This is a genomic window from Limnohabitans planktonicus II-D5 (genome assembly GCF_001270065.2).
GTDB lineage: Bacteria > Pseudomonadota > Gammaproteobacteria > Burkholderiales > Burkholderiaceae_C > Limnohabitans_A > Limnohabitans_A planktonicus.
This window is the reverse complement of sequence record NZ_LFYT02000039.1, coordinates 1-21,819: the sequence shown is the minus strand read 5'-3', so window position 1 is coordinate 21,819 and position 21,819 is coordinate 1. Positions and strand designations below refer to the sequence as shown.

The 21,819-nt window shown below is 49.2% G+C and carries 13 protein-coding genes; all 13 read right to left on the bottom strand.

The features are described 5' to 3' along the window. Positions 1-29: 29 nt before the first annotated feature. Positions 30-1,682, bottom strand: coding sequence for a glycosyltransferase (locus tag H663_RS39280; RefSeq protein WP_165803957.1), 1,653 nt, complete (start codon positions 1,680-1,682; stop codon positions 30-32). A 388-nt stretch (positions 1,683-2,070) separates the two neighbouring features. Beyond that, the gene (locus H663_RS39275; RefSeq protein ID WP_133240070.1) at positions 2,071-3,045 is read right to left on the bottom strand and encodes a class I SAM-dependent methyltransferase; all 975 of its coding nucleotides are present in this window, start codon (positions 3,043-3,045) and stop codon (positions 2,071-2,073) included. Positions 3,046-3,099: 54 nt separating this feature from the next. Then, positions 3,100-5,145 carry a CgeB family protein gene (locus H663_RS39270; protein WP_083451043.1) on the bottom strand — a complete coding sequence of 682 codons (2,046 nt, stop codon included), beginning with the start codon at positions 5,143-5,145 and terminating at the stop codon, positions 3,100-3,102. A gap of 27 nt (positions 5,146-5,172) precedes the next feature. After that, on the bottom strand, positions 5,173-6,249 hold the full coding sequence (locus H663_RS39265; RefSeq protein WP_083451044.1) for an alginate lyase family protein: 1,077 nt from the start codon (positions 6,247-6,249) through the stop codon (positions 5,173-5,175). A 32-nt stretch (positions 6,250-6,281) separates the two neighbouring features. Beyond that, complete coding sequence (locus tag H663_RS39260) at positions 6,282-9,647, bottom strand: glycosyltransferase family protein (RefSeq protein WP_053169761.1); 3,366 nt, start codon at positions 9,645-9,647, stop codon at positions 6,282-6,284. An 18-nt stretch (positions 9,648-9,665) separates the two neighbouring features. Beyond that, the gene (wecC, locus tag H663_RS39255; RefSeq protein ID WP_053169763.1) at positions 9,666-10,928 is read right to left on the bottom strand and encodes a UDP-N-acetyl-D-mannosamine dehydrogenase; all 1,263 of its coding nucleotides are present in this window, start codon (positions 10,926-10,928) and stop codon (positions 9,666-9,668) included. An 18-nt stretch (positions 10,929-10,946) separates the two neighbouring features. Beyond that, the gene (gene wecB / locus H663_RS39250; protein WP_053169765.1) at positions 10,947-12,065 is read right to left on the bottom strand and encodes a non-hydrolyzing UDP-N-acetylglucosamine 2-epimerase; all 1,119 of its coding nucleotides are present in this window, start codon (positions 12,063-12,065) and stop codon (positions 10,947-10,949) included. Positions 12,066-12,098: 33 nt separating this feature from the next. Continuing rightward, positions 12,099-12,860 carry a hypothetical protein gene (locus H663_RS39245; RefSeq protein ID WP_053169767.1) on the bottom strand — a complete coding sequence of 254 codons (762 nt, stop codon included), beginning with the start codon at positions 12,858-12,860 and terminating at the stop codon, positions 12,099-12,101. After that, complete coding sequence (locus H663_RS39240; RefSeq protein WP_053169769.1) at positions 12,853-15,027, bottom strand: coiled-coil domain-containing protein; 2,175 nt, start codon at positions 15,025-15,027, stop codon at positions 12,853-12,855. The genes H663_RS39245 and H663_RS39240 overlap by 8 nt, the downstream gene beginning before the upstream one ends. A gap of 97 nt (positions 15,028-15,124) precedes the next feature. Further along, complete coding sequence (locus tag H663_RS39235) at positions 15,125-16,330, bottom strand: TolC family protein (RefSeq protein WP_053169770.1); 1,206 nt, start codon at positions 16,328-16,330, stop codon at positions 15,125-15,127. Between the two features lie 250 nt (positions 16,331-16,580). After that, positions 16,581-17,972: an HlyD family type I secretion periplasmic adaptor subunit gene (locus H663_RS39230; protein WP_053169772.1), complete on the bottom strand. Its 1,392-nt coding sequence runs from the start codon at positions 17,970-17,972 to the stop codon at positions 16,581-16,583. Then, entirely contained in the window at positions 17,969-19,771 is a 1,803-nt protein-coding gene (locus H663_RS39225) for a type I secretion system permease/ATPase (RefSeq protein WP_053169774.1), read from the bottom strand. The genes H663_RS39230 and H663_RS39225 overlap by 4 nt, the downstream gene beginning before the upstream one ends. Before the next feature lie 17 nt (positions 19,772-19,788). Then, a partial coding sequence (locus H663_RS41745; RefSeq protein ID WP_165803956.1) for a hypothetical protein occupies positions 19,789-21,819 on the bottom strand: 2,031 nt, incomplete at its 5' end.

Here is a 21,819-nt window from a genome sequence, read left to right as displayed (position 1 = left end):
CGGTCTTGCGGCTTGAAAAGGCCGAAGTATCAATTCACTGGAATACCGTGCAACGTTGCCAACGCCTGTAAGCGTGTTTTCATCAACTGCCCAATGCGCGCAATCGAAAACTGCTGTTGCGCAAATGTTTGGACTCCCTCGGCAAATCCCCTTTCCCGTGCGCGCTTGCGGGCCAATACCATTTGACGCGCAGCATCTGCCACCGAAGGATCTGCCCATTGCGCTGCATCATCTGCTTCGACAAAGGGATACTCACCTGCATTCACCGGAACCTCTTCATACGCTACCGGAAAACTCCATTCGGGGTGCATGAAATCGGCATTGCCTGAATACGCCGTCGCAATGACGGGTTTGCCATACAGCATGGCCTCAGCCAAGGTGCGGCCAAAGCCCTCTGCTCTGTGCAAGGACACATAGGCATCACAAGACTCAACCAGACCCAACACATCCGGACGATCCATGGTTTCAGTGATCAACTTGATGCGCTTGTCTTTTGCACAGCGCTTCACAAATGCTTGCCAAATCGGATTTTGTTTCTGTGCATTCATCACCTTGAGTACCAGGCCGACATCCGTATTTCTCGGTGTAAATGCTTGCTCAAAGGCCGAAATGATTGCCCCCGGATTCTTGCGCGCAAGATGTGAGTTGAAGTCAAAAATGAACAGGAACAAAAACGCCCCATCAGGCAAGCCAAAATCGGTACGTGGTTTGGAGCGCCCCCGATCAACGGATACTGGCAAAGACATCAGGTGTACGGGCTTGTTTGTCGATTTTTTGTACGTAGCACCGGTAAATTCGCTCCCCGTCCACAACTCATCTACCAAATCAAAGGCCTCATTCCAGGCCTTGGGCCAGACAGGCAACTCCCAAGGCCACCAGCCAATATTGATGTGATTGCGCAATAAGTCAGGCCCCTTGCGCAAAAACACGCGAGACACCATGTCAAAACCTGGCACGCAAAAAATGTTGAAGGCGTATGGTGCCTGGTCCTGACTGCTTTGCACACGATGCTTGAGCACATCATCGGCTTGGCGCAAATCCTTGCCCGCATCAATATTGACCACACGGTAAGGAATACCTGCGGACTCACACGCGGCCACGGCCATGCGCAAATCCTCTCCAATACCCAACTCGCCATAGGCAAATCCGTAAAGATTCACGCCAAAAGGATGCTGGGCCAAAGGCAAGGGCTCCAGAGGGCGGGCAGCTTGAGACTCAAATACCTTGCCTACCTTGAGCCAATGCCATGGAGCATTCTCTTTCTGAGTCTGTTGTTCGGCCCAATACGCAAGCTGATTGACGCCCGCCTCGGTCAACAAATCATAACGAGCGGAAAAATCGGGTGATAAAGCATGCACCAGCATCGCAAATCTGGGCAACACCCTCTGAGCTGGCTCGGGCAAAGCGATCTCTTGCAGCAACCAATGCCGCCAACGACTGGCGACCATGGGCTGCAACTCAAATGTAGGAACGGCGACCACAAAAAACCAGGCCATAAAACGCTCACGCGTAACGGCCTGGGTCAAGGGCATGGCTTTTTGCAAAGACACATCCAGCATGTGCCAAACCAAGCGCATCAACAGGGTCACGGATGGTGCTGCTTCGGCAGCAGAGTCCCCCTCCAACAGCAGCGGCTTGTCCAGCAAACGCAACAACTTGTCGTCTACCAGCGCTTGCAACAAATGCTCTTTCTGGCCGATGGCAAAAAACCAACCCGCAACGGCCAACACATCGAGCTGACCGTTGACCGTGAACTTCTCCACCACATCAGGTCTGAACTGCAAAACCAGTGCCAAGGCCTGGGGCACAGGCAGTTCAGCCGAACCTAATTTGATCGAGCCCCGGGGCTCAGACAGCTGTTGCCGATCCTGCTCAGTCAGCTTGGCCCAGGCCGGGTATTCAGAACGCCCCCGTGTCAACCACCAAAAATCAAACGACTTGGGTGCGGGTACCAAGCCCGCCGATTGCCCCTTGCGCACATCCTCCCGTAAGCGCCAAACAAAACGTTTGGCCAATGGCAAAAGATCAACCCCCGGCTCAAACATTTGACAGCCTCATTGCTCGATCAATTTAAGCCGACTTCTGGAATACAAACGTATTGGAGAGCATCTTGCTTTCTTCTCCCACCATGCTGTCTTCGCGAATCTCAAGGCAACGACAACCGGCCTCATCCACAATTTTGAAAATCTCATGCTGAGGCAAAAAATGCATTTCCAAAGACTTTGTAGGCGGTGTATTCAAATAACGATCAGCCTCAAACAAATACCCATTTCGATAGGTCGGTATTTGCAAGTACGCCACGCCGGAGGGTTTGAGGCAGCCCAATAAAGTGCGCAACATCCATGCAATCACAGGCGGCGGATTGTGCTGCAAAGTGATCACTGAAAAAATAGCGTCTACAGGGGGCAAATCATTCAAGGACCGAATATCAGTCAATTGCTTGAGCGTGACATTGCTACGCCCCTCTTTGGCCAGATGGTCCCTTGCAATCTCCAGGTGATGGGCCGAAATGTCTGCGCCCAGTACCCGTTCCACCGTTTGGGCCAGGTAATTGGTGACACGGCCAACACCGCAGCCCACCTCCAGACATAAACCAATCAAATTGGGGTTGACATGGTTACGACGAAGTGCGGCGAAAAAAAGATCTGCGCTGTATTTGCCCGATTTGAAAAACTGATCCTTGTGCGAATCGAACTGATCCATGTGGTACTGCGGCTGCGTGACCACCGACCAATAAGGATCCGTCTCCCCCAGGTATTCCCATGCCTGGTGAATGCGTTCAAACATTTGAGCCAAAGCCTCACGGCTGACACCCACCTCAACGGGAATGCTGGGCATGGTGAATGGATGCCGCTGGCGAACAAACTGCTGAGAGCCCAACAACTCACCCATGCGTTGCTGAAACTCAGCAGAACCAATGAACACCTCGCGCAGTTTGGCCACGGTGTGCACTGTCTGGCACAAATTGTTGACCACATCCGCATTTTCCGGATCACGACCCAACATCAATCTGTAGGCCAAAACGACGTCATCGTGTGTCAGCAAATCATTCTCCTCATTATTATTTTTTAGCGCTATTTGGCACGCTGAAGACGTGGATCATAACCATGTGAGTGCAAACCGCATGATGCGTGTCGTACCACTTGAAAAAACGCGCCAACCCAATCGGACATGCGCCGCTCCATCAGGCACCACCCATTGCTGGTTTGAATTTGTCTCAAATTTCAGTTCGGCAAGTAATTGGCCACCTTCAGTTTCAAAGCGCACCAGAAGTTCCACTGGCAAACCGGGCCCCTCGACCACATGAAACTTCAAACCTGCGGCGCCCCCCAACTCGTCAACCGGTACCGTGTTCTCTGCCCAGATCGAGGCAAAGTCACCGTCATGAATCTCCGAGACCAAATGCCAACCAAACTTGTCGAGTGAACCGTGTAAGGCTTCGCCCTCTCCGGCTGCACCAAAAGCATCTGCCAACTTTTGCAAACGCCATGCAGGCTTGCCCAGCCAAGCTGGTATATGAACACCCATAGCGTCAGCTTTTTCATAAAGGGCGTCCATACTTTGACCAGTATCGATTAACAGATCGTCCACACATGGAGACACCTCATGTGCCGATAAACCCACAGAGAAGGCACCCAGACAGTAGTTGAAACAATCCAATGCTTGTCCTTGCTCACCCACATCAAGTGCTGTATCTGCCTCCATGGCATTTACCCAGTCTGAAAACTTCATTGCATTCATCAATTCAAAGGCAAAAATGCCCGAACGGGGCTTTATTTTTTTTATCTCGAAATAGCATAGATCCTGATGCAAAAGTACAGGAGCACCTGAAGATGCGTCAAAAAAACCCGCCTTACCAAATGCCAACGCTTTGCTATAGCGAGTGCCCAATATCAAATCAAGTAAATAATTGGGGCCATAATAGTCTGAAGCAGACATACCTGCCACCCACGCCTCTTGGTCTACGAAATCAGAAACAGCAACTTCAGCGACCTCTGAAGCACGCAAGACCTGAATTCGCGGATCGAAAGTAAATGCATTAATATTAAAATTTTCTGAAATCAGAATTAAAGCATGCCAATTTACCTCAGTCTGATTTATAAGCATAGACTGCAGTCGATTAAAATCATCATGCTTAAGAGCATGAGCAATGACAAAAACACAAGGCAATAAGGGTCCTTGATCCACATCGAAAACCTTTTGCATCACAGTACCCAACCGGTGGGAATACGTGTGTTCAAGCATCACCTTTCTTAAGCCAGCGAGTGCAAGCTTGGAAAGCATCAAAGGTTGCTTAGAAACCTTCCCCAACAACTCCAACAATACGTCATGATGATCACTGACCAATATCAATTGACCAAAAAGAAAATGAAGCCCTGGCGACTCATTACTGACGGTGACAGTCCCACAAGCCAACAGCTCAAAAATACGACGAGCAAACATGGACTCCGAATTTTTAATTGTATTCAGATTGATACCCAATGCGTAACCCTTATAGGCCCTATCTATTTCATTTGATGGCAAATAACCAACAATAAAATCATTAAATTTATCAGGGAATTTGTAGTTCAAATCTGAGCTTCCATGGTATCGATCATAAATAACCATGGGGTAAATTAAATTAACCGATTCAAAAATAGCATCCAAATCACGAGTACGCTGAGGATAACGAACGTAATAAGAACCAGCAAAACAGGCTGAATTTTCTCGTTTAAATTTTTGAATAGGATTGTGGAATTTAGGTTGTCCAGCAAAAGGCAAAAGATGGACACGGGAATGTCCTAGTAAACGTTTATACAAGGGTATACATTGAATATCGGTGGTAAACACAAAGTCAAATTTTTCTGCAACACCAATAAATCTATGGAAGTCAACAGGGTCCTCTTTGCACCAAAAAATATTTTTTATCCCGATTTTTTTGCAATAAAGAAGCAGATCGGTCATTTCCTGTGAGTGATGTGTCAGCTTACCATGCCACAACCCCATGTCACCAAACCAAGCAGACTCAACAAAAAGAATATCTGGCTTAAAGTCCAACAATTGATTTAACCAACAATGCGGCTGAAGTTGAAGCAATTCACAATCGGGAGAGAAACAGGAAAAACTGAAATCATCCAAGATGGCAGCAACCTTCAATAAATTCATAATTAGTAAATAAAAATTTTTTACTTTCTAGGAGCACGCATTGGGATTTCCAAATAAAACAAACCAATCACCCCCGGTCCTCCAAGAATACAAGGGTTTCTTGTCGCAAATAATTTTTAAAGCACGTAAATCTTTTGACTTTAAAAAATAGGTAAGTAGCCATCCCATATTTTGACGATCAAAATGCACACTGGAAATAGCTTCAGGTGTCGTTGCAAATGGAAGGAAAGATTCGGGATCTTCAATAATTCGCAACATTCTTTGCATCATGCGAAAAAGACCATCATGGGAAGGGGGACTCAACAGATCAATGCCGTTAGCCTGAGCAACAGAAATAATGATTGATAAAGCTTGCAAGGCCGACAAGTTGTAAACTACAGCCATTTGACCACGATCTAGTTCCGCAGGTAAAAAACCATCTGCATTTACCATTTGGGATTTTTTGCGTGCAATTTGTATGGCATGCTCAAGCAATTGCGGTCTATTCAATGCAACCGCTGATAATGCAAATGCTGCACCAGTCCAGTCCTCTATGTTGTTGTCATATTTGTATTTATTTTCAAGCCAAAGTAAACGATCAACCAAGCGAGTTATCCATGAACGTATCAAAATATCTTGTTCGGGTTCAATCGAACCAGCATCACGCAATAATAAATAAGTCATCAATGGTGTGACTGACATCAAACGTATGGCACCGCCACCACGTATATCATCTGAGCCTGTGAATGCATCATCTTTGGCAAATTGCAAAAGATGCTTCACACTGCATTCAGCAATACTCGACCTTGAGGAAGAGGTAGACGTGATTAAGTGTATATTTTGCGTAGCCAAGTAATTTTGTGCATCTGAAATAACTTTTCTGAGCTCCAAAAAACGCGCATGAAGTGTCAAATCAACAACAGACGATTTCTTGTCAGTGTAATATGATACAGACTCTACTTTGTGTGGCAATGAAGGTAAATTTCTACATTGATTAAACGTCTTTCCACCTCCAAATTTTGATATTTGATTCTGAACAGAAAAAAGCGAAACCAACACCACCTCATCAGAAATGGCAATTGCCGGACAAAAATAAATAAATATTGAAATAATTAATTTAAGCATGAATGAATTAATGCCCAAAAATATTATTCAATTTAAGAGTTAAAAATATTCATTTCCTGTTCAATGATAAATTTCTTGTTGCTTTGGTTTCGAACACGTTGGCTGGCAGATTTTGACATTGAGGAAAATAGTTCTGGAGAATCATACATCCTTGCAATAGCATCAGCTAAACCTTGCCAATCCTCACCAGGCGCAGTAAAGCCACAACGTTCATCCACAAATTCTGGAATAGCAGCAACAGCATTGGTCACAGGAATCAAGCCTGATGACATGGCTTCATCGCGGGAAACGCCATGAGAATCCCAACGGGTAGGACACAGGAAAATACCATAATCTTTATGCAACTGAGCAATCTCAGATTGTTTTAAAAAGCGTTGCTCAATGATTACATTTTCAAAATGACGCAAAGGTGCGAGAGTTTCATCAAAGAGTTTTCCATCTCCAATGATTCTAAACTCCAACTCTTTAAACCAAGGCTTTTTCGACAATGCAAGAATGGCTTGAACACTCAAATCATTTGCATATTGCCTTGAAGCAAAAGGCCTAATTGATAGTATTCTCTTCCTCTGACTTGCATCCTTTGAAACGAATGAAAACAATTCAGTATCAATAGGATTATGAATTATTTTAAAATTATTTTTCTGGATTTTAATTTTCTGATCGTGCATCACTTCTTCAGAAAAGTATTTAGAAACAAACACAAATTTTAAATTATTCGAAATATTTCCAAGAAGACTTTGCCAGAATTTCATTCTGACATCACTCTCCAAAATTGCAGTCTTTCGCTGGTCATCATTCTCATAATTATATTCACGTCTATGCCATGGCTGGATTTCAGCACCATGAACCCATACAGTAACTTTTATTTTGTCGATGTAATGCTGCAATACCTCCCACATAGCAGCATCCAAAAAATGTACCAATACACTTTTATAATGCCCACCAGTCAAAAGCCTATGTAAAACTTCCTGTGAACCCGTGATGACATCTACATCTGAAAATTCATGAAAAGAATGCGTTTCATCTTTTCTCAAACGGAACACATCGACATTAACGCCGTTTTGTGCATAAGCGACCACCCTACTGTGAACAAAACCATTTTTGTAAAGATCATCATATGTTGGGTAATTGTTGGTCAATACCAATACATCACTGCGACCCAGTACACGCTCTGGCGCAAGTTGCCGGTGCCCCCACATGAGCATCTTCACTGTAGTAACACCAGTGCCCATGACACGCCAACCTAATCGTACAAATGTTGTATTCTCAGGGACAACAGACTTGTGATTACGATTACCTGTATGAATAGAATGGCTAATTTTTTGCTTCTTATCATCTAAAAATACAAATACATATTGCAAATTCAATCCAGGACTGTTGTCCATGTGCGTTGAAAACATATCAGTTTCTGTGAACTGTGACAACGGCAAATCAACTTTTGAATAAATATATTGATGCTTTCCATCCTCCAGTGATGCTTGCACACGGAAACCTTCTGGAACAACTTCAAATTTAACGGCTGCATTGGTGCTTTTGCCCGTCAATTCCATGAGTTTACGAGCATCCCAAGTGGGTACGCTTGACTCATCAGATTGAGCGGGAGGTATTTGCTCCGCCGTCAAAATCAATTCATCGATGGACACACCGACATCCAAATCCTCATCATCAACTCGTTTTTTTATGGCTTCGATGGATGAATGAGACCATCCTTTTTTACAATAATTGAATGGATCGATAGATAAACCTGCCATGGAATAAAATAATTCACGATTATTATTTATCCAAGATTTTATATCCAATTTTTTATCAACTTGAGATGCACTGATGATGCTGGATCGGACAGCAACGAATGCGCTCTCTTGATAAGAAGAATTCGGCTCTGTCAGTTGTATTTCATCCTGAATTGATTGATAGAATGATTTCTTGCCAATAATCCCCTTATCCGTATACAGAGTAGCAATTGCCAAATCGAGTAAGTAATTTTCCCCATAATAATCCTCAGCATGCATTAAGGAAATCCAATCCCCTTGCTGAACAAGTTCTCCAAATTTAACTACACCATCTTTATCTTCACTAATTATTTTTATTGATGGGTCATCATTTAATTTCATGCGACCATTATCCACCGCGTCACCAATGATAATTACCAATCTCTTTTTTTCATGACTCTGATTTAAAAATCCGGTCACAATATTTTTGAATTCCATGACAGTTTTCACGGATGCCAAAACAACAATGGATGGTAAGGGATTGAGACGCATCCGATGAAGCGTTTTGCTGGCAATATATGACAAACGCTGACCGTAGGAATGTTCGAGCATCACCTTGCGAAGGCCAGCCAAACGGTGCTTAGAACTGCGCTCAGTGTCCATCGACTGCAAACGCTGTACGATCTCCTGCCCGCTGTCGCTGACAAGCACCAAATCGCCAAACATGACGCGTATGCCTCGCGAGAAATTACTGACTGTCAATGTATTTGACCCCAGCAACTCATACACACGCCGAGCAAACATGGTTTGTGATTGCTTGACTGAATTCAGATTAATTGAATAGTTGTAACCCTTATAAGCCTTATCTATCTCGTTGAACGGCAATGTTCCCACAATATAAGGCTGGTATGCATCTGGAAATTGGTAATTACTGTCTTCTTTACCGAAATTTCTGTCAAATATTTCCAAAGGCCTGAATTTAGGAAATTCTTTTACAAAATTTTCCAAGTCAATCGTACGCTCTGGATAGCGAACATAATAGGCACCAGCAAAACAAAATGCGTCTTTGCGTTCATATAGTTCAATTGGATTGTGTGTCTTGGGTTGACAAGCAAATGGAAGAAAATAAACACGCTGATGCCCAAAAGCAGCTTTGTAGCGAGCAATACAATCAATATCTGTCGTAAACACATGGTCAAACTGTTGTGCCATGGTCAAGAATGTATCGAAATGCACCGGATCTTCTTTGTTCCAGAACATTGTAGGAATATGCTTTGATTTGCACCACTGCAAAGCACTGCGCAATTCTTGACTCAGTGTGGCAATTTTTCGGTCCCAAAGATCATCCTTGCCGCGCCAAGCAGATTCAATGAACAGCAAGTCTGGGTTGAATGTTTCCAGTTCCTGAATCACATGATCAGGCGTTAATTGAAATAACTCACATTCTGGCGCGTAACTGTGGTAAGTGAATTCATCCATCACACAAGCCACACGCAGCTTGGCTAATGGTATCTGAGCATAATCACGCCCTCCTTGTGTTCGCCAGAGTCGCTGTTCACACATGCGAATATTCGCCCAGAACATGTTTTCGCCCAACATGCTTGATGCTTGCTTATAAAACTCAAATGCCTCAGCATATTGCCCAGATTGGAATGCTTCAGCCGCTTGTCTAACGATCGAGGGTTTCATGTCAGCCTACAAATAGGTTTAAGCCAATAGTCCAACTGCGTCAATGACTTGTGCATGTGCACGGATGTCAGCCAAGTGCTCAACGAACACGCCATGTTTCACCAATACGCACACCACATCCGCGTTATCCAGTGCTACTTGGAGTGAACTTAATTGCAAGTTGTGAGCATTTAATTTGCTTGGCAGCTCTGTGATGTTCGGTTCGACACCTAATACTTGGCAGCCCAACTGAATCACTTTATTTGTAATTTCAACTGCTGGGCTTTCCCGCAAGTCATCGATATCAGCCTTGAATGCAAGGCCTAAACACGCAACCTTGATATCCGCCATGCTTCGACCTGGTTGACGTGACAGGGTCTCGGTGACTGCAATCTTGATTTTGTCGAGCAACCACTCCGGCTTGAAGTCATTCACTTCACGCGCCGTGCGGATGATGTTGGCAATTTGGGGGCTGGTGTCCACAATGAACCAAGGATCGACAGCAATACAGTGTCCACCCACCCCTGAACCGGGTTGCAAAATATTGACCCGGGGATGACGATTGGCCAAAGCAATCAGTTCCCATACATTGATTTGCAAGTCATCGCAAATCATCGAAAGTTCATTGGCAAATGCGATATTCACATCGCGGAAGCTGTTTTCCGTGAGTTTGCACATCTCGGCAGTTCGTGCGTTGGTGGCCACCAAATCGCCCTGCACAAATGTCTTATAAAGTGCCGCCGCCATGAATGTGGCCGTTCTTGTCATGCCACCCAGTACACGGTCGTTCGACACCAGTTCATGCACCACGCGGCCAGGCAACACGCGCTCTGGACAATAGGCCACCTGAATATCTGCCGCTTCAGCTTTTTGTTGAGGAAACGTCAAATCTGGCCGAGCCTCAGCAAGCCACTGAGCCAGTTTTTCAGTGGTACCCACTGGAGAGGTGGACTCCAAAATGACCAAATTACCTTTTTCGAGCACCGGTGCAATTGACTTGGCAGCAGCCTCTATGTAACTCAGGTCTGGCTTATGGCCGTCGGTAAAAGGCGTAGGCACTGCAATTAAGAAGGCCTCTGCGGGTTCTGGCTTGGTGGTTGCCCTCAAATAGCCTTGTTGCACCACCGCTTGCACCAAGATATCAAGGTCAGGCTCAATGATGTGAATCTTGCCTTGATTGATCGTATCAACCGCATGTTGATTGACATCAACCCCAATCACCTTTCTTTTGCGAGATGCAAACATGGTGGCAGTAGGCAGGCCGATGTAGCCCAGACCAATCATTGAAATGGTATTGAACATGACGTGACTCTCTTGAAGTTAAGGTTTGAATGAACGAATGGCGGTCAGGATTCGGTTCGATGCCAAACCGTCTCCATAGGGATTGAGAGCACGGGCCATGCCTTGGTAGGCGGCAGTGTCATCAAGCAATCTGTGGGCTTCAAAAACAATAGAAGCAATATCAGTGCCAACCAATTTCACTGTTCCGGCCTCTACAGCTTCTGGCCGTTCAGTGGTTTCGCGCATTACGAGCACCGGCTTGCCCAAAGATGGTGCTTCTTCTTGCACCCCCCCCGAGTCAGTGATGATGATGTGGGCTTGGCTCATCAGATACACAAAAGGCAAATAGTCTTGCGGCTCGATGAGGTGCACATTGCTGGCCTTGCCCAAAATGCGCTTGACAGGCTCTTGCACCGAGGGATTCAGGTGCACGGGGTACACAATTTGCACATCAGGGCGCTCGCTGAGGGTTTTCAGGGCTTGGCAAATACGCTCAAAACCATCACCAAAATTCTCACGGCGGTGCCCAGTGACCAAAATCAAGCGCTTTTGTGGATTCAAAAAGTTGAATTTCTTTTTGAACTCTTCACTCAGTTCAGGGGTTTTGAGCTTCTCAACCACTTGCTGCAGGGCATCAATGACCGTGTTGCCTGTCACCAGGATTTGCTTGTCCGCCACACCTTCACGCAACAGACTGTTTTTGGCACGATCAGTGGGGGCAAAATGCAAGGCAGCGATGCGACCCACCATGCTGCGGTTCATCTCTTCGGGCCAAGGCGCATAGATGTTGCCCGTTCGCAAACCAGCCTCCACATGACCCACTGGAATTTTTTCGTAAAAAGCGGCCAGTGCAGCCGCCATGGTTGTGGTGGTGTCACCATGCACCAGCAACAAGTCGTATTTGTTCTTTTTGAACAAGTCACGCATGCCCAGCAAGATGTTGCTGGTGATGTCTGTCAGGTCTTGTCCCGGTTTCATGATGTTGAGGTCATGGTCTGGCTGGATGTCAAACAGCTCTAACACCTGGTCCAGCATTTGGCGGTGCTGGGCTGTGACGCACACTTCTGAATGGATGTCAGGCGCTGCGCGGAGCGTATTGACAATGGGTGCCATCTTGATGGCTTCAGGGCGGGTTCCAAAGACAGAGAGGATTTTCATGTTAACATTTATTCGTGAAATACGATAATACCGTCATTTTTTAACAAAAAGCATTGCAATGTCTTTTTCCATACGAAATATTTCTTTTTGATAGTTCACATGGGATTGATCCAGCTCCGAAACCCAACGGTCCAGGATCTCTTGCTCATCGAGTCGGATGTAGTCATCCATTAAGAAATCCACGTCCGCCAATGGGAAATGTCTTAAGACGTGCGCCATTGCAGGGTATCGGGCATGGTGTCCGGTGGATGCAGGCGGTCCATCGATCAACACCAGCAATCGTTTTCCTGCTTGGTTGAGCAGCCCCGCATGCTCGCTCAATGCTGCATCACACCCATAGTAGGGATAGACCACTTGATCTGGACCCACCCAAGGGATCAACGGTGTCAGGCGCAGGTCGACCCCTGCAATCAGACCCTGTGCAGACAGTTGCTGTTTGGTTTTCTCAAAAAACTCTGGCAAGTGATCGAATGCCAAATGTTGGAAGGTTTTGTTTTTTCGAACTTGAGCAATCACCCAAGTTGATACGCCTGAACCGAATTCAATGATGAGATCGTACGATTGAGATTCAATGCGACCGATCAGAAAGTGCCCAAGATCCGGGCTGATCGGCCAGCCATGAAATGAAGGCAGAACAGTGCCTGTGTTCAGGTAATGCTGGATGCCAATGTAGGCTTCAATTTGCTTGACTGCATTGCCAATTTGTTTAGTCAGAACTGACTGCATGGCAGACAAGGCTTCTGCAGAAGCTGGCACTGGCGGTTTCGCTGATTGCTTGATGTTGCGTTTAGGCATTCTTGCTGACTGTTTTGGCTGCCGGTTTTTTGCTTGTTGCAGTTTTTTTCGCTGCAGCAGTCTTTGCTGCTTTGGGCTTGGGTGCCTTGTCTGTCGGGCTCAATTTAAGAGGAGCCTCTTGACTTGTCACCGCAGGGTTGGCGGGGGCAACCACAGCGGGCTTGGGCGGGGTCATCAATTTGCGAAGTGTTTCGATGATGCCATTGACGATTGCAGCCCAATCAGCCCACGGTCTGGAGATGGCGAGTTTGTTGGCTTGCATTTGCTGCACAACCAGTGGCAGCAGAGAGATCAAAGAAACCAGCAATGCTTGGTCTTGGGCACTCACTTTGGTCCAGACGCCGACATCCGATACGTATTTGGTCAAGTCAAAACGCAATTCAAGCTTGCCACCAAAGTCGTCCCAGGACTCTTCAAACCAGCTGTCAAACGGTGGTGTTTTGCCGTCAATCCGCGGGAACTCCAATTTGGGGAACTTGGAAAATGCCCCAGGCTGAATGTTGGAGGCACCCAGGCGCATCTCGAATTTAGGCCAGGCTTGTCGCCCATAGCTTGCCCCCGTAAACACCAACCAGAGGTGCTCGTAGTCGGAGTGGATCAGTTCCCGCTTGATTTGCACCGTGTTGTAACGGAAGACACTTGGCAAAGCACGGATGTCTGCCACCAGCGGCAACAAGGCTTGCCGCCAGAAACCCACATCGAAGTCTTCAAGGGCTGGGCTTGCTGCACCTTGAGTTGCAAAAAAATACTCGATGGCAGTCGCTGCAGCACGCATCTTGCGCCACTGTGAAGTCGTCATGCTTCGGAAAATTGGCACCACCAGCGCACGTGGAATGATCTCAATATCACCTAGGCGAATGCCAACTTTGCCGTTGACCAGACAGGTGACGAATTCAAGTTCAGGAAGTACTTGACCATCCAAAGTGCATTGGGTCACTTTCCAGCCCACCGTGGGGGTGTCGGCAAACGAGTCCACGTTGACGGGTGTAATGGTTTCGTAGTCCAAATAATTGGGCAGGCGGGACTCCAGCCTTTGCCAGCGCTGCGTTTGTGCCTGCTCAGCTTTCTGGATTTTTTGGTGCTCCAAAAAGTGGTGTTCCAACTCTTCTTGCACTTGATGCAATTGCAAGAGCATGAGGTCGTTTTCTTGCTTCAGATCGCGTTGTTGCGCAGTCAATTGAGTCTTGAGACCTGCCAGCTCAGCAAGCAGTGCCGCCTTTTCCTTGTCGCTTGCATCCTTGGCTGATTTGAGTTCAGTCAGTTGCTTGGTTTGTGCATCGCGTGATGTAGCAAGCTCGGACTTTTCTTTTTGCAACGCTTCCAGCTGCGTCTTGACCTGTGGCAGTTGAGTTTGAACAGATTGCGCTCTCAGAAAAACAGTTTCGAGCTCTTGCTGAACTGTGTGCAGTTGAGAAAGTAACTGTTCATTGTCTTTCTCAAGTTCGGTTTTCTTTGTGCTCAGCTGGTTCTTTTCCCTATCTACAGCCTCTTTGGCTGCTTTGAGCTCTGACAGTTGTTTGGTTTGCGCATCTCGTGCGGCAATGAACTGTGCTTTTTCTTTGGCCAATGCATCCTTGGCTGTCAAGGTTTCTTTGAGTTGTTTGGCTTTGCCTTCACGGTCATTGAGCAGTGCTGTTTTTTCTTTTTCGATCGTTTCAATGTGGGTCTTGAATTGAGTCAGCTGACTTTGAACAGATTGTTCGCGCAGGAACACAGTCTCAAGTTCTTCTTGAACTTGGTGCAGTTGCTCCAAGAGCATGTCTGCATCTGACTTGACTTGGGTGAGTCCCGTTGACTTTTCAGTAAGTGCATTTTTCAGTTCTTGCCGAATTTGCGCAAGTTGACTGTTCAATGAAGCGATCTCTACAAGCTCCAGCGCAACTTGCGTTTCAAGTGCATCTTTCTTGACAAGCAAATCAGCATGCTTGGGCTTGAGTTCAGCCAATTCATTTGTGACACCCAGCAAGCTGTAATCGTTGCCGCGCAGCGCTTCTTGCAGATTCTTGACTTGCTCTTTCAAATCTTGAATTTGCAAGTCAATCTTTTTTTGAGTTTCTTTACCGATGAACTTCAAGGTGTTTCCTTTTGCAATCGTATTGGTCCACCACGCTGAAGTTTGATTTTTTGGCATCGGCACTTCGTGGGGCGATGCCAACAGCGCCGACATGCAGCCTACGCCTAAGCCCGCAATCTCGGACCAGAAGATGCTGACCTACAAAACCATTGCTCATTGAATACTTCAAAGGGCCGGATCAATAACTCAATCACTGTTTTGCAAACAAGTAGCGGTAGGTTTCTGTCACTGCATCTTTTGGGTCTGTAGCAGCCAACAAAATCAGGTTCAGGATGTTTTCAGACTGCGTGGTGGCCAGGGTGAAGTATTCACTTTTGACCTGGTAAGAAGTCTGGATGGCATTGATCACGTCCACTGCTGTGCGCACCCCGCCTTGGTAGCTTTGGCGGTTGGCTTCCACGCTCAGCTCGGCTGAGGCGATGGCTTCGCGCTGTATGCGCAGGGCTTCTATGCCGGTGGCTACCAGAGCGGCCAATCGGTCAGCTTCCAAGCGAACTTTGGATTCGGTTTCGCGCAGGCTTTCCTGGGCTTTGACAACGCCTGCTTGTGCAGCGTCCATGCCGTACAGAGTGCCCGCTTTCAGCGGTACCGATAAGCCCACACCGACATAGTTATTGACTGTGGCTGCACCTGTGGTTTTGCTGTAGGAATATTGGGCAGTCACTGCGGGCAAAAAGCTGGCTTTGATTTTCTTGACTTCGTATTCGGCAATTTCAACGTTGTAACGTGCGGCCAAGACATTGGGGCCAGCGCTCAGAGCCACTTGTGTGTAGTCTGCCAAGGGGCGCAGTCCATACGAGCCGTGTGTGGTGGGCAAAACAAAATTGCTCGCTTGGGGCAGCACCCCGGTGATGGCCTCGTAGGCCTTGAGGGCGTTTTGCAGCTGGGTTTTGAAGGTCAGTTGCTGCGCTTTGGCTTGGCTGGCCTTGACTTCAATGTCGCGCAGGTCGGTGATGGTGCCCTGCCCCAATTCTTGTTTGCGCTTGGCGGCCAAGGCTTGCTGGTCAAGCGCTTCCATTTTGGCGCCGTTGAGCTTGATGTTTTCATTGGCCAAGATGATGGCATTGGCGGCCTTGACCAGGCGCGTAGCCAGATCTTGTCGCTTGCCCTGCAAGTTGACTTCGGCCAGCAATTGCTGAGGGGCAGCTTGACCCAAGATCATCCAGCGTTGTGCATCCAGCAAGGGTTGAGACACTGTGAAGGTGGTGCGGTTGCCGGTGTCTGTGGCCAAGCGTTGGGTGCTGAAAGTGGCCTCAGGAAAGAAGACCGAGCGTGCTTGCTTGACGTTGCGTTGACCGACTTCATAGTCGGCTTTGGCGGACTGGAAGGTGGGGTCAAAGACCAGGGATTTCTCAAAATCCAGTGGCAAATTTTGAGAGAAAGCATGATTCATCATTGCTACCGCAGTGGGAAGTGCCACCAACACTTTTTTCAAAATTCTCATATTTGAAATATTCCCAACAATTACAACAATGATTGTTAAATTCTATAGTATCAAAATGTTTTTTTCGAATTGATACAGAAACTTTTCCTAAATGATCATCTTATGTGAAGTCCTACATTTATAAAAACACTACTTTATAACTAAAAAATTAAGGCTTGTGACAAAGATGCTCATGGACGCCTCGATACGAAATAAAAAATGATCAATCCTTAAAGGCCCGGGCCATCTTGTCGGTCAGTGGTTTGAGCAGGTAGCTCATGAATGACCGCTCGCCCGCTTTGATGACCACATCCACCGACATGCCGGGCTGCACTTTGAGGCCAGCGAGCAGGTCAAGCCCCTCTTTGGTGGTCTCTACCTGGGCCATATAAAACTCGCCTTCTTGAGGTGTCGCACCGGCCTCTTTGTCGGCGCCCAGCACCTTGACCACGCCAGGAATGACAGGAGTGGTCGACTGGTTAAAGGCGGTAAATCGCATGTCGGTGGGCATGCCAACCCGCACCTTGTCGATGATGGTGTTGGGGATCTTGGCTTGAATGATCAAGCTTTCATCTTTGGGCACCACTTCCATGAGCACCATGCCGCTGGTGATGATGCCCCCCACGGTGAAGACTTTCAGGGCCACAACACTGCCCGTCACCGGGGATTTGATTTCTGCCAGTTCGCGGTCAAATTTGGCCGAGTCCAGACGCGTGGACACGGCATCGCGGTTTTTTTGAATCTCTTGCAGCTGGTTGTCCACATCTTTGAGCAAGGTGCTGCGCACTTGGCTGATCTGCAGACGGGCGCGTGAGATGTCGGCCTGTGTGTTGGCGATGCTGGAGTCGATATCGCTTTTTTGCCGTTCAGCCTGATTGGCCTGGTTTTGGGGCACAAAGCCTTTTTGGGCCAACTCCCGGGTGTTTTTCATTTCCTCGTCCAGGGTTTTGACCTGGATTTGGCGTGACTTGAGCACCGCATTGAGCCCAGTGATTTGCTCATTGAGACTGGCCACTTGGCTGTTGTATTCGGCGCGGCGCGAATTGAACAATTGGACTTGCAGCTTTTTGGCCTCTTCGACGCGGGTGTCGCCGGGCTTGAAGCGCTTGCGCAGTTCGTCTGACCAGTTGATGGTGCCCAAGTTGTCGCGTTCGGCCTTCAGACGCGATTCGCTGGCCAGCAGGTTGATGTAGGTCAGCTCGGCCCCGGTCATTTCGGCTTCGGTCTTGAGGGGGTTGACGCGCAGGAGCACGTCGCCTTGTTTGACTTCTGCACCTTCTTTGACGTTGATCTCTTCGACCACGCCCCCGGTGGGGTGCTGCACAGCTTTGCGGTTGCCCAAAACGCTGACTGTGCCTTGCACGGTGACACCCGCGTCAATGGGCGCCCAAAGTGCCCAGATCAAGAACACCGCAAAAAAGCCCAGAAACCAACGCGCTGCATTTTTCCGGATGGCCGATTCTTCCACTTGCACGGGCTGCAGGCCGTGACGGTTGAGTTTGCTGGGCTCATAAGGGTTCCAGCCTTGTACCCATCGGCCCAGTCGTGCGTCCAGACGGCCCCAAAATCCCGGCTCGGCGTTTGTAACCATGGCATTGGTGGGTTCGGGACTCATTGAGCACCCCCCTGTGCCACTGTGGGCAAAGCTGCTTGCACCTGGACCGCACCTGCTTGAACCGTGGCGGGCTCGGCAGCACCGTCAGCGCTGACCACTTGCAGTTTGCGCACGGCGTCCAGCATTTCGCGGGCGTCGCCAAAAGCAACCTGTCGCCCCGCCTTGAGCACAAGCATTTTGTCAACCACACCGACCAGCCTAGGCCTGTGCGTGGTCAAGACAACAGTGGAGCCGTTGGCCTTGAGGGCTTGCACGGTTTTGACAAGCGCGTTTTCGCCCACTTCGTCGAGGTTGGAATTGGGTTCGTCCATGACCACGTATTTGGGCATGCCGTACACAGCACGGGCAATGGCCAAGCGCTGGCGTTGACCGCCCGAAAGCGCGAAACCGGTCTCGCCCAATGGCGTGTCGTAACCTTTGGGGAAGGTGAGGATGGTGTCGTGCATGTCGATCAATTGCGCAGCAAGCACCACTTTGGCGGGGTCAATCTCGCCCAATCGGGCGATGTTGTCGGCCACAGTGCCTTCAAAGAAGTCAATTTCTTGCGGCACATAGCCCACCAGCGGTCCGACTTCATCGTGACTCCAGTCACTGAGCTCGACACCGTCGAGCCGGATAGAGCCGGATGCAGGCTTCCACAAACCCATGAGCATTTTGGCAAAACTGGACTTGCCAGCTGCGCTGGGGCCCACCACAGCCAGCACCTCGCCGGGGCGCAGGGCAAAGTCAATGCCCGCCAACACGGCTTTGTTATGACCAGGTGGAACGCCCACGGCTTGCACCACATCCAGCTTGCCCTGAGGCGCAGGCAATTGCATTTTTTGAGTGTTTTCAAAGTCATCGGCCAACAGGTCGTTCAGGCGTTCATAGGCCTGACGGGCTGCGACGATGTCTTTCCAGTGGGCCATCAGCTTTTGAATGGGGGCCACAGATTTTCCGATGAGCATGCTGGCCACAATGACCATGCCGCCCGTGATGAGGTTTTCCATGGCGAGCCAAACACCCAGGGCCAATTGCAGTGAGGGCAAGGCTTTTTGCAAAAATCCAGAGACCCCCCCCATCAGACCCGTGGCCTCGCTGGCGCTGACTTGGTTGGTCAAGTAATTGCGGTGCTGGTCGTACCACCGTTTGCGCACCGCACCCAACATGCCCAAGGCCAAAGTCGCTTCGGCATGACGCAAGCTGTTGCCTGCCACGCGACTGGCTTCGGTATTGGCATCATTGGCTTCTTTCAGGATGGGGGTTGTGACCTTGGTCGTGAGGTAGGTCACGATCAGCATCAGCAAACAAGCGCAAAAGGCAAAGATGGCCAAGTAGGGATGAAAAACTGCCCCAATGCCAATGAAGATAAAGGCGAAAGGTGCGTCCATGATGGACAGCACAGGTGGCCCAGTCATGAATTGGCGCAGGGACTGCAAATCACCCAGAAGTTGCTGAACGTTGACGTTTTTACGGCCCACATAGCGCCTGAAAGAAGCATCAAACACATCAGCAGCCAAATCCCAGTCGATGCGCAGAGACAATCGGATCATGAGCCGGGAGCGAATCCACTCCAGAGCGGACCAAAACACATAAAAAGCAATCACCACCAAAGTGAGCGAGACCAGCGTGACGCCACTGCGACTGGACAAGACGCGGTCAAAGGCGCTCATCATGTACAGCAGGGGCGTGATGCTGAGAATGTCGATGACAAATGTCAAGCCCATGGCGAAGAAAAAGGCCTGACGCGTTTGCATCAGGATTTTCTTGACAGGCTGCTTGTCGCCTCGGGTGGCGACTTTGGGCTGGGGGTCAGTCATGGGTCAATTGTGACCGATCAGGGTTGTCCGGGCTTTTTATGGAAGGCGTCTAAGTCAAATTCCATGTTTTCGTAACTGAAATCACCAATCACGCCCACCGGTGTTTCGACCTGCGCCACCACTTTGCTGATGCCCAGATCGTGAAGCTGGCTGCCCATGCCCGATTGGAGCAGGGATTGCAGTGTTTCTTCCGTGAAACCAGTTGTCTGACCCATGTTGAGTTCGGCACCATGGTCAAAGATCGGCTTGATACCGCCTTGCTGACCTTCATCCACAAAATGACCCAGCAAGTTGGCCAACTCGTTTTCGCTGAACTGAGCGCCCAAGTTGATTTGTGCGCCTTGTTGCGCCAAGACGTGATCGACGCCCAGGGTCGCCATGGCAGAAAGACTTGTCTGCAGTTGCATGGCGGCACCGGCATTGATCTCCACACCGGCTTCCGGCAAGGCAGTGAGCATACCGGCCTCATACAAAGCCGCAGCCAAATCATCGCCAATACTGACCTGAGCTGGCTTGTCAATGTCGATGCGATGAATACCGGCATCGCCCAGCGAATTGACCAATTCACCCATGGATGCATTTTGGGTCAGCATATTGCCCAACACATCAACGCCATCTTGAACAATATTGAAAATATCGTCCAACGTGTCTGGCGTGTTGGTCACTGCGGGTGCACTGCCCACCAGGACATTGAAGTCGATACCGGCATTGATGAGAGCTTGCGTGGCCGCATCGTCAGCCAGCATCTGCTCTTGTGACAAAGAAATGTGGTCGATGCCGGCGTCAGCCAAAACCTGCGCAACCGAGGCGAGTTGACTCAGTTGCTGACTGCCAAGGTTCAGGGTCAGGTCCAAATCAAGGTCAAACTGTGGAAGTGCTGAACTGGTCAACGTGCCATGCTCACCCAAGTCGAGATGCATGACCGATGTATTGTGCTGAGCCGTCACCGAATCTACACCCAGCTTCTGCAAATCTTTCAAACTGGTGCTCAAGTGTGTTCCTGATGCCTGAACATCAATCCCGTCACCGATGGCAAAGTCCAGTCCAGCATGGATCAAGGCGTTGGCCTCGACCTGATCGATGCTCACTGACACGTTGTTGCTGCCGCCCAGGTCGATGTGGTCAATGCCCATCGCAGACAAGGCGTCTGCCTTGTTGGCAATGCCTGCCACGTCTGAGGCTACGGCGTTCAAGGTCACGCTCAGGGCTGCATCTTCACGCTCGCTCAGCACCCGGTCGCCGTTGAGGTCGCCAAACAAGGTGGGCAGCTCGAAGTTGATGCCGCCTGTGCCGTTGGCAGACAAGGCCCCTGCGCCCAGGTCCACGTTGATCTGGTCGCCACCTGTCACCATGATCGCGTCCACGCCCAGCTTGTTCAGGTCTTTGAGGCTGTTGCTCAGGTGCGTGCCCGAAGCAGCTGTGTCCACGTTCAGCGTGATGGTGTCGCCCGCTGCAAAGTCCAGTCCAGCATGGATCAAGGCGTTGGCCTCGACCTGATCGATGCTCACTGACACGTTGTTGCTGCCGCCCAGGTCGATGTGGTCGATGCCCATCGCAGACAAGGCGTCTGCCTTGTTGGCAATGCCTGCCACGTCTGAGGCTGCGGCGTTCAAGGTCACGCTCAGGGCTGCGTTTTCACGCTCGCTCAGCACGCGGTCGCCGTTGAGGTCGCCAAACAAGGTGGGCAGCTCGAAGTTGATGCCGCCTGTGCCGTTGGCAGACAAGGCCCCTGCGCCCAGGTCCACGTTGATCTGGTCGCCACCTGTCACCATGATGGCGTCCACGCCCAGCTTGTTCAGGTCTTTGAGGCTGTTGCTCAGGTGCGTGCCCGAGGCAGCTGTGTCCACGTTCAGCGTGATGGTGTCGCCCGCTGCAAAGTCCAGTCCAGCATGGATCAAGGCGTTGGCCTCGACCTGATCGATGCTCACTGACACGTTGTTGCTGCCGCCCAGGTCGATGTGGTCAATGCCCATCGCAGACAAGGCGTCTGCCTTGTTGGCAATGCCTGCCACGTCTGAGGCTGCGGCGTTCAAGGTCACGCTCAGGGC

Excerpts from the sequence above, each read along its gene's own strand:
- H663_RS39230 (WP_053169772.1), bottom strand. The coding sequence starts at position 17,972 with ATGAGTCCCGAACCCACCAATGCCATGGTTACAAACGCCGAGCCGGGA.
- H663_RS39235 (WP_053169770.1), bottom strand. The coding sequence starts at position 16,330 with ATGATGAATCATGCTTTCTCTCAAAATTTGCCACTGGATTTTGAGAAA.
- wecC (WP_053169763.1), bottom strand. The coding sequence starts at position 10,928 with ATGTTCAATACCATTTCAATGATTGGTCTGGGCTACATCGGCCTGCCT.
- H663_RS39225 (WP_053169774.1), bottom strand. The coding sequence starts at position 19,771 with ATGACTGACCCCCAGCCCAAAGTCGCCACCCGAGGCGACAAGCAGCCT.
- H663_RS39260 (WP_053169761.1), bottom strand. The coding sequence starts at position 9,647 with ATGAAACCCTCGATCGTTAGACAAGCGGCTGAAGCATTCCAATCTGGG.
- wecB (WP_053169765.1), bottom strand. The coding sequence starts at position 12,065 with ATGAAAATCCTCTCTGTCTTTGGAACCCGCCCTGAAGCCATCAAGATG.
- H663_RS39270 (WP_083451043.1), bottom strand. The coding sequence starts at position 5,145 with ATGAATTTATTGAAGGTTGCTGCCATCTTGGATGATTTCAGTTTTTCC.
- H663_RS39240 (WP_053169769.1), bottom strand. The coding sequence starts at position 15,027 with ATGTCGGCGCTGTTGGCATCGCCCCACGAAGTGCCGATGCCAAAAAAT.
- H663_RS39245 (WP_053169767.1), bottom strand. The coding sequence starts at position 12,860 with ATGCCTAAACGCAACATCAAGCAATCAGCGAAACCGCCAGTGCCAGCT.
- H663_RS39265 (WP_083451044.1), bottom strand. The coding sequence starts at position 6,249 with ATGCTTAAATTAATTATTTCAATATTTATTTATTTTTGTCCGGCAATT.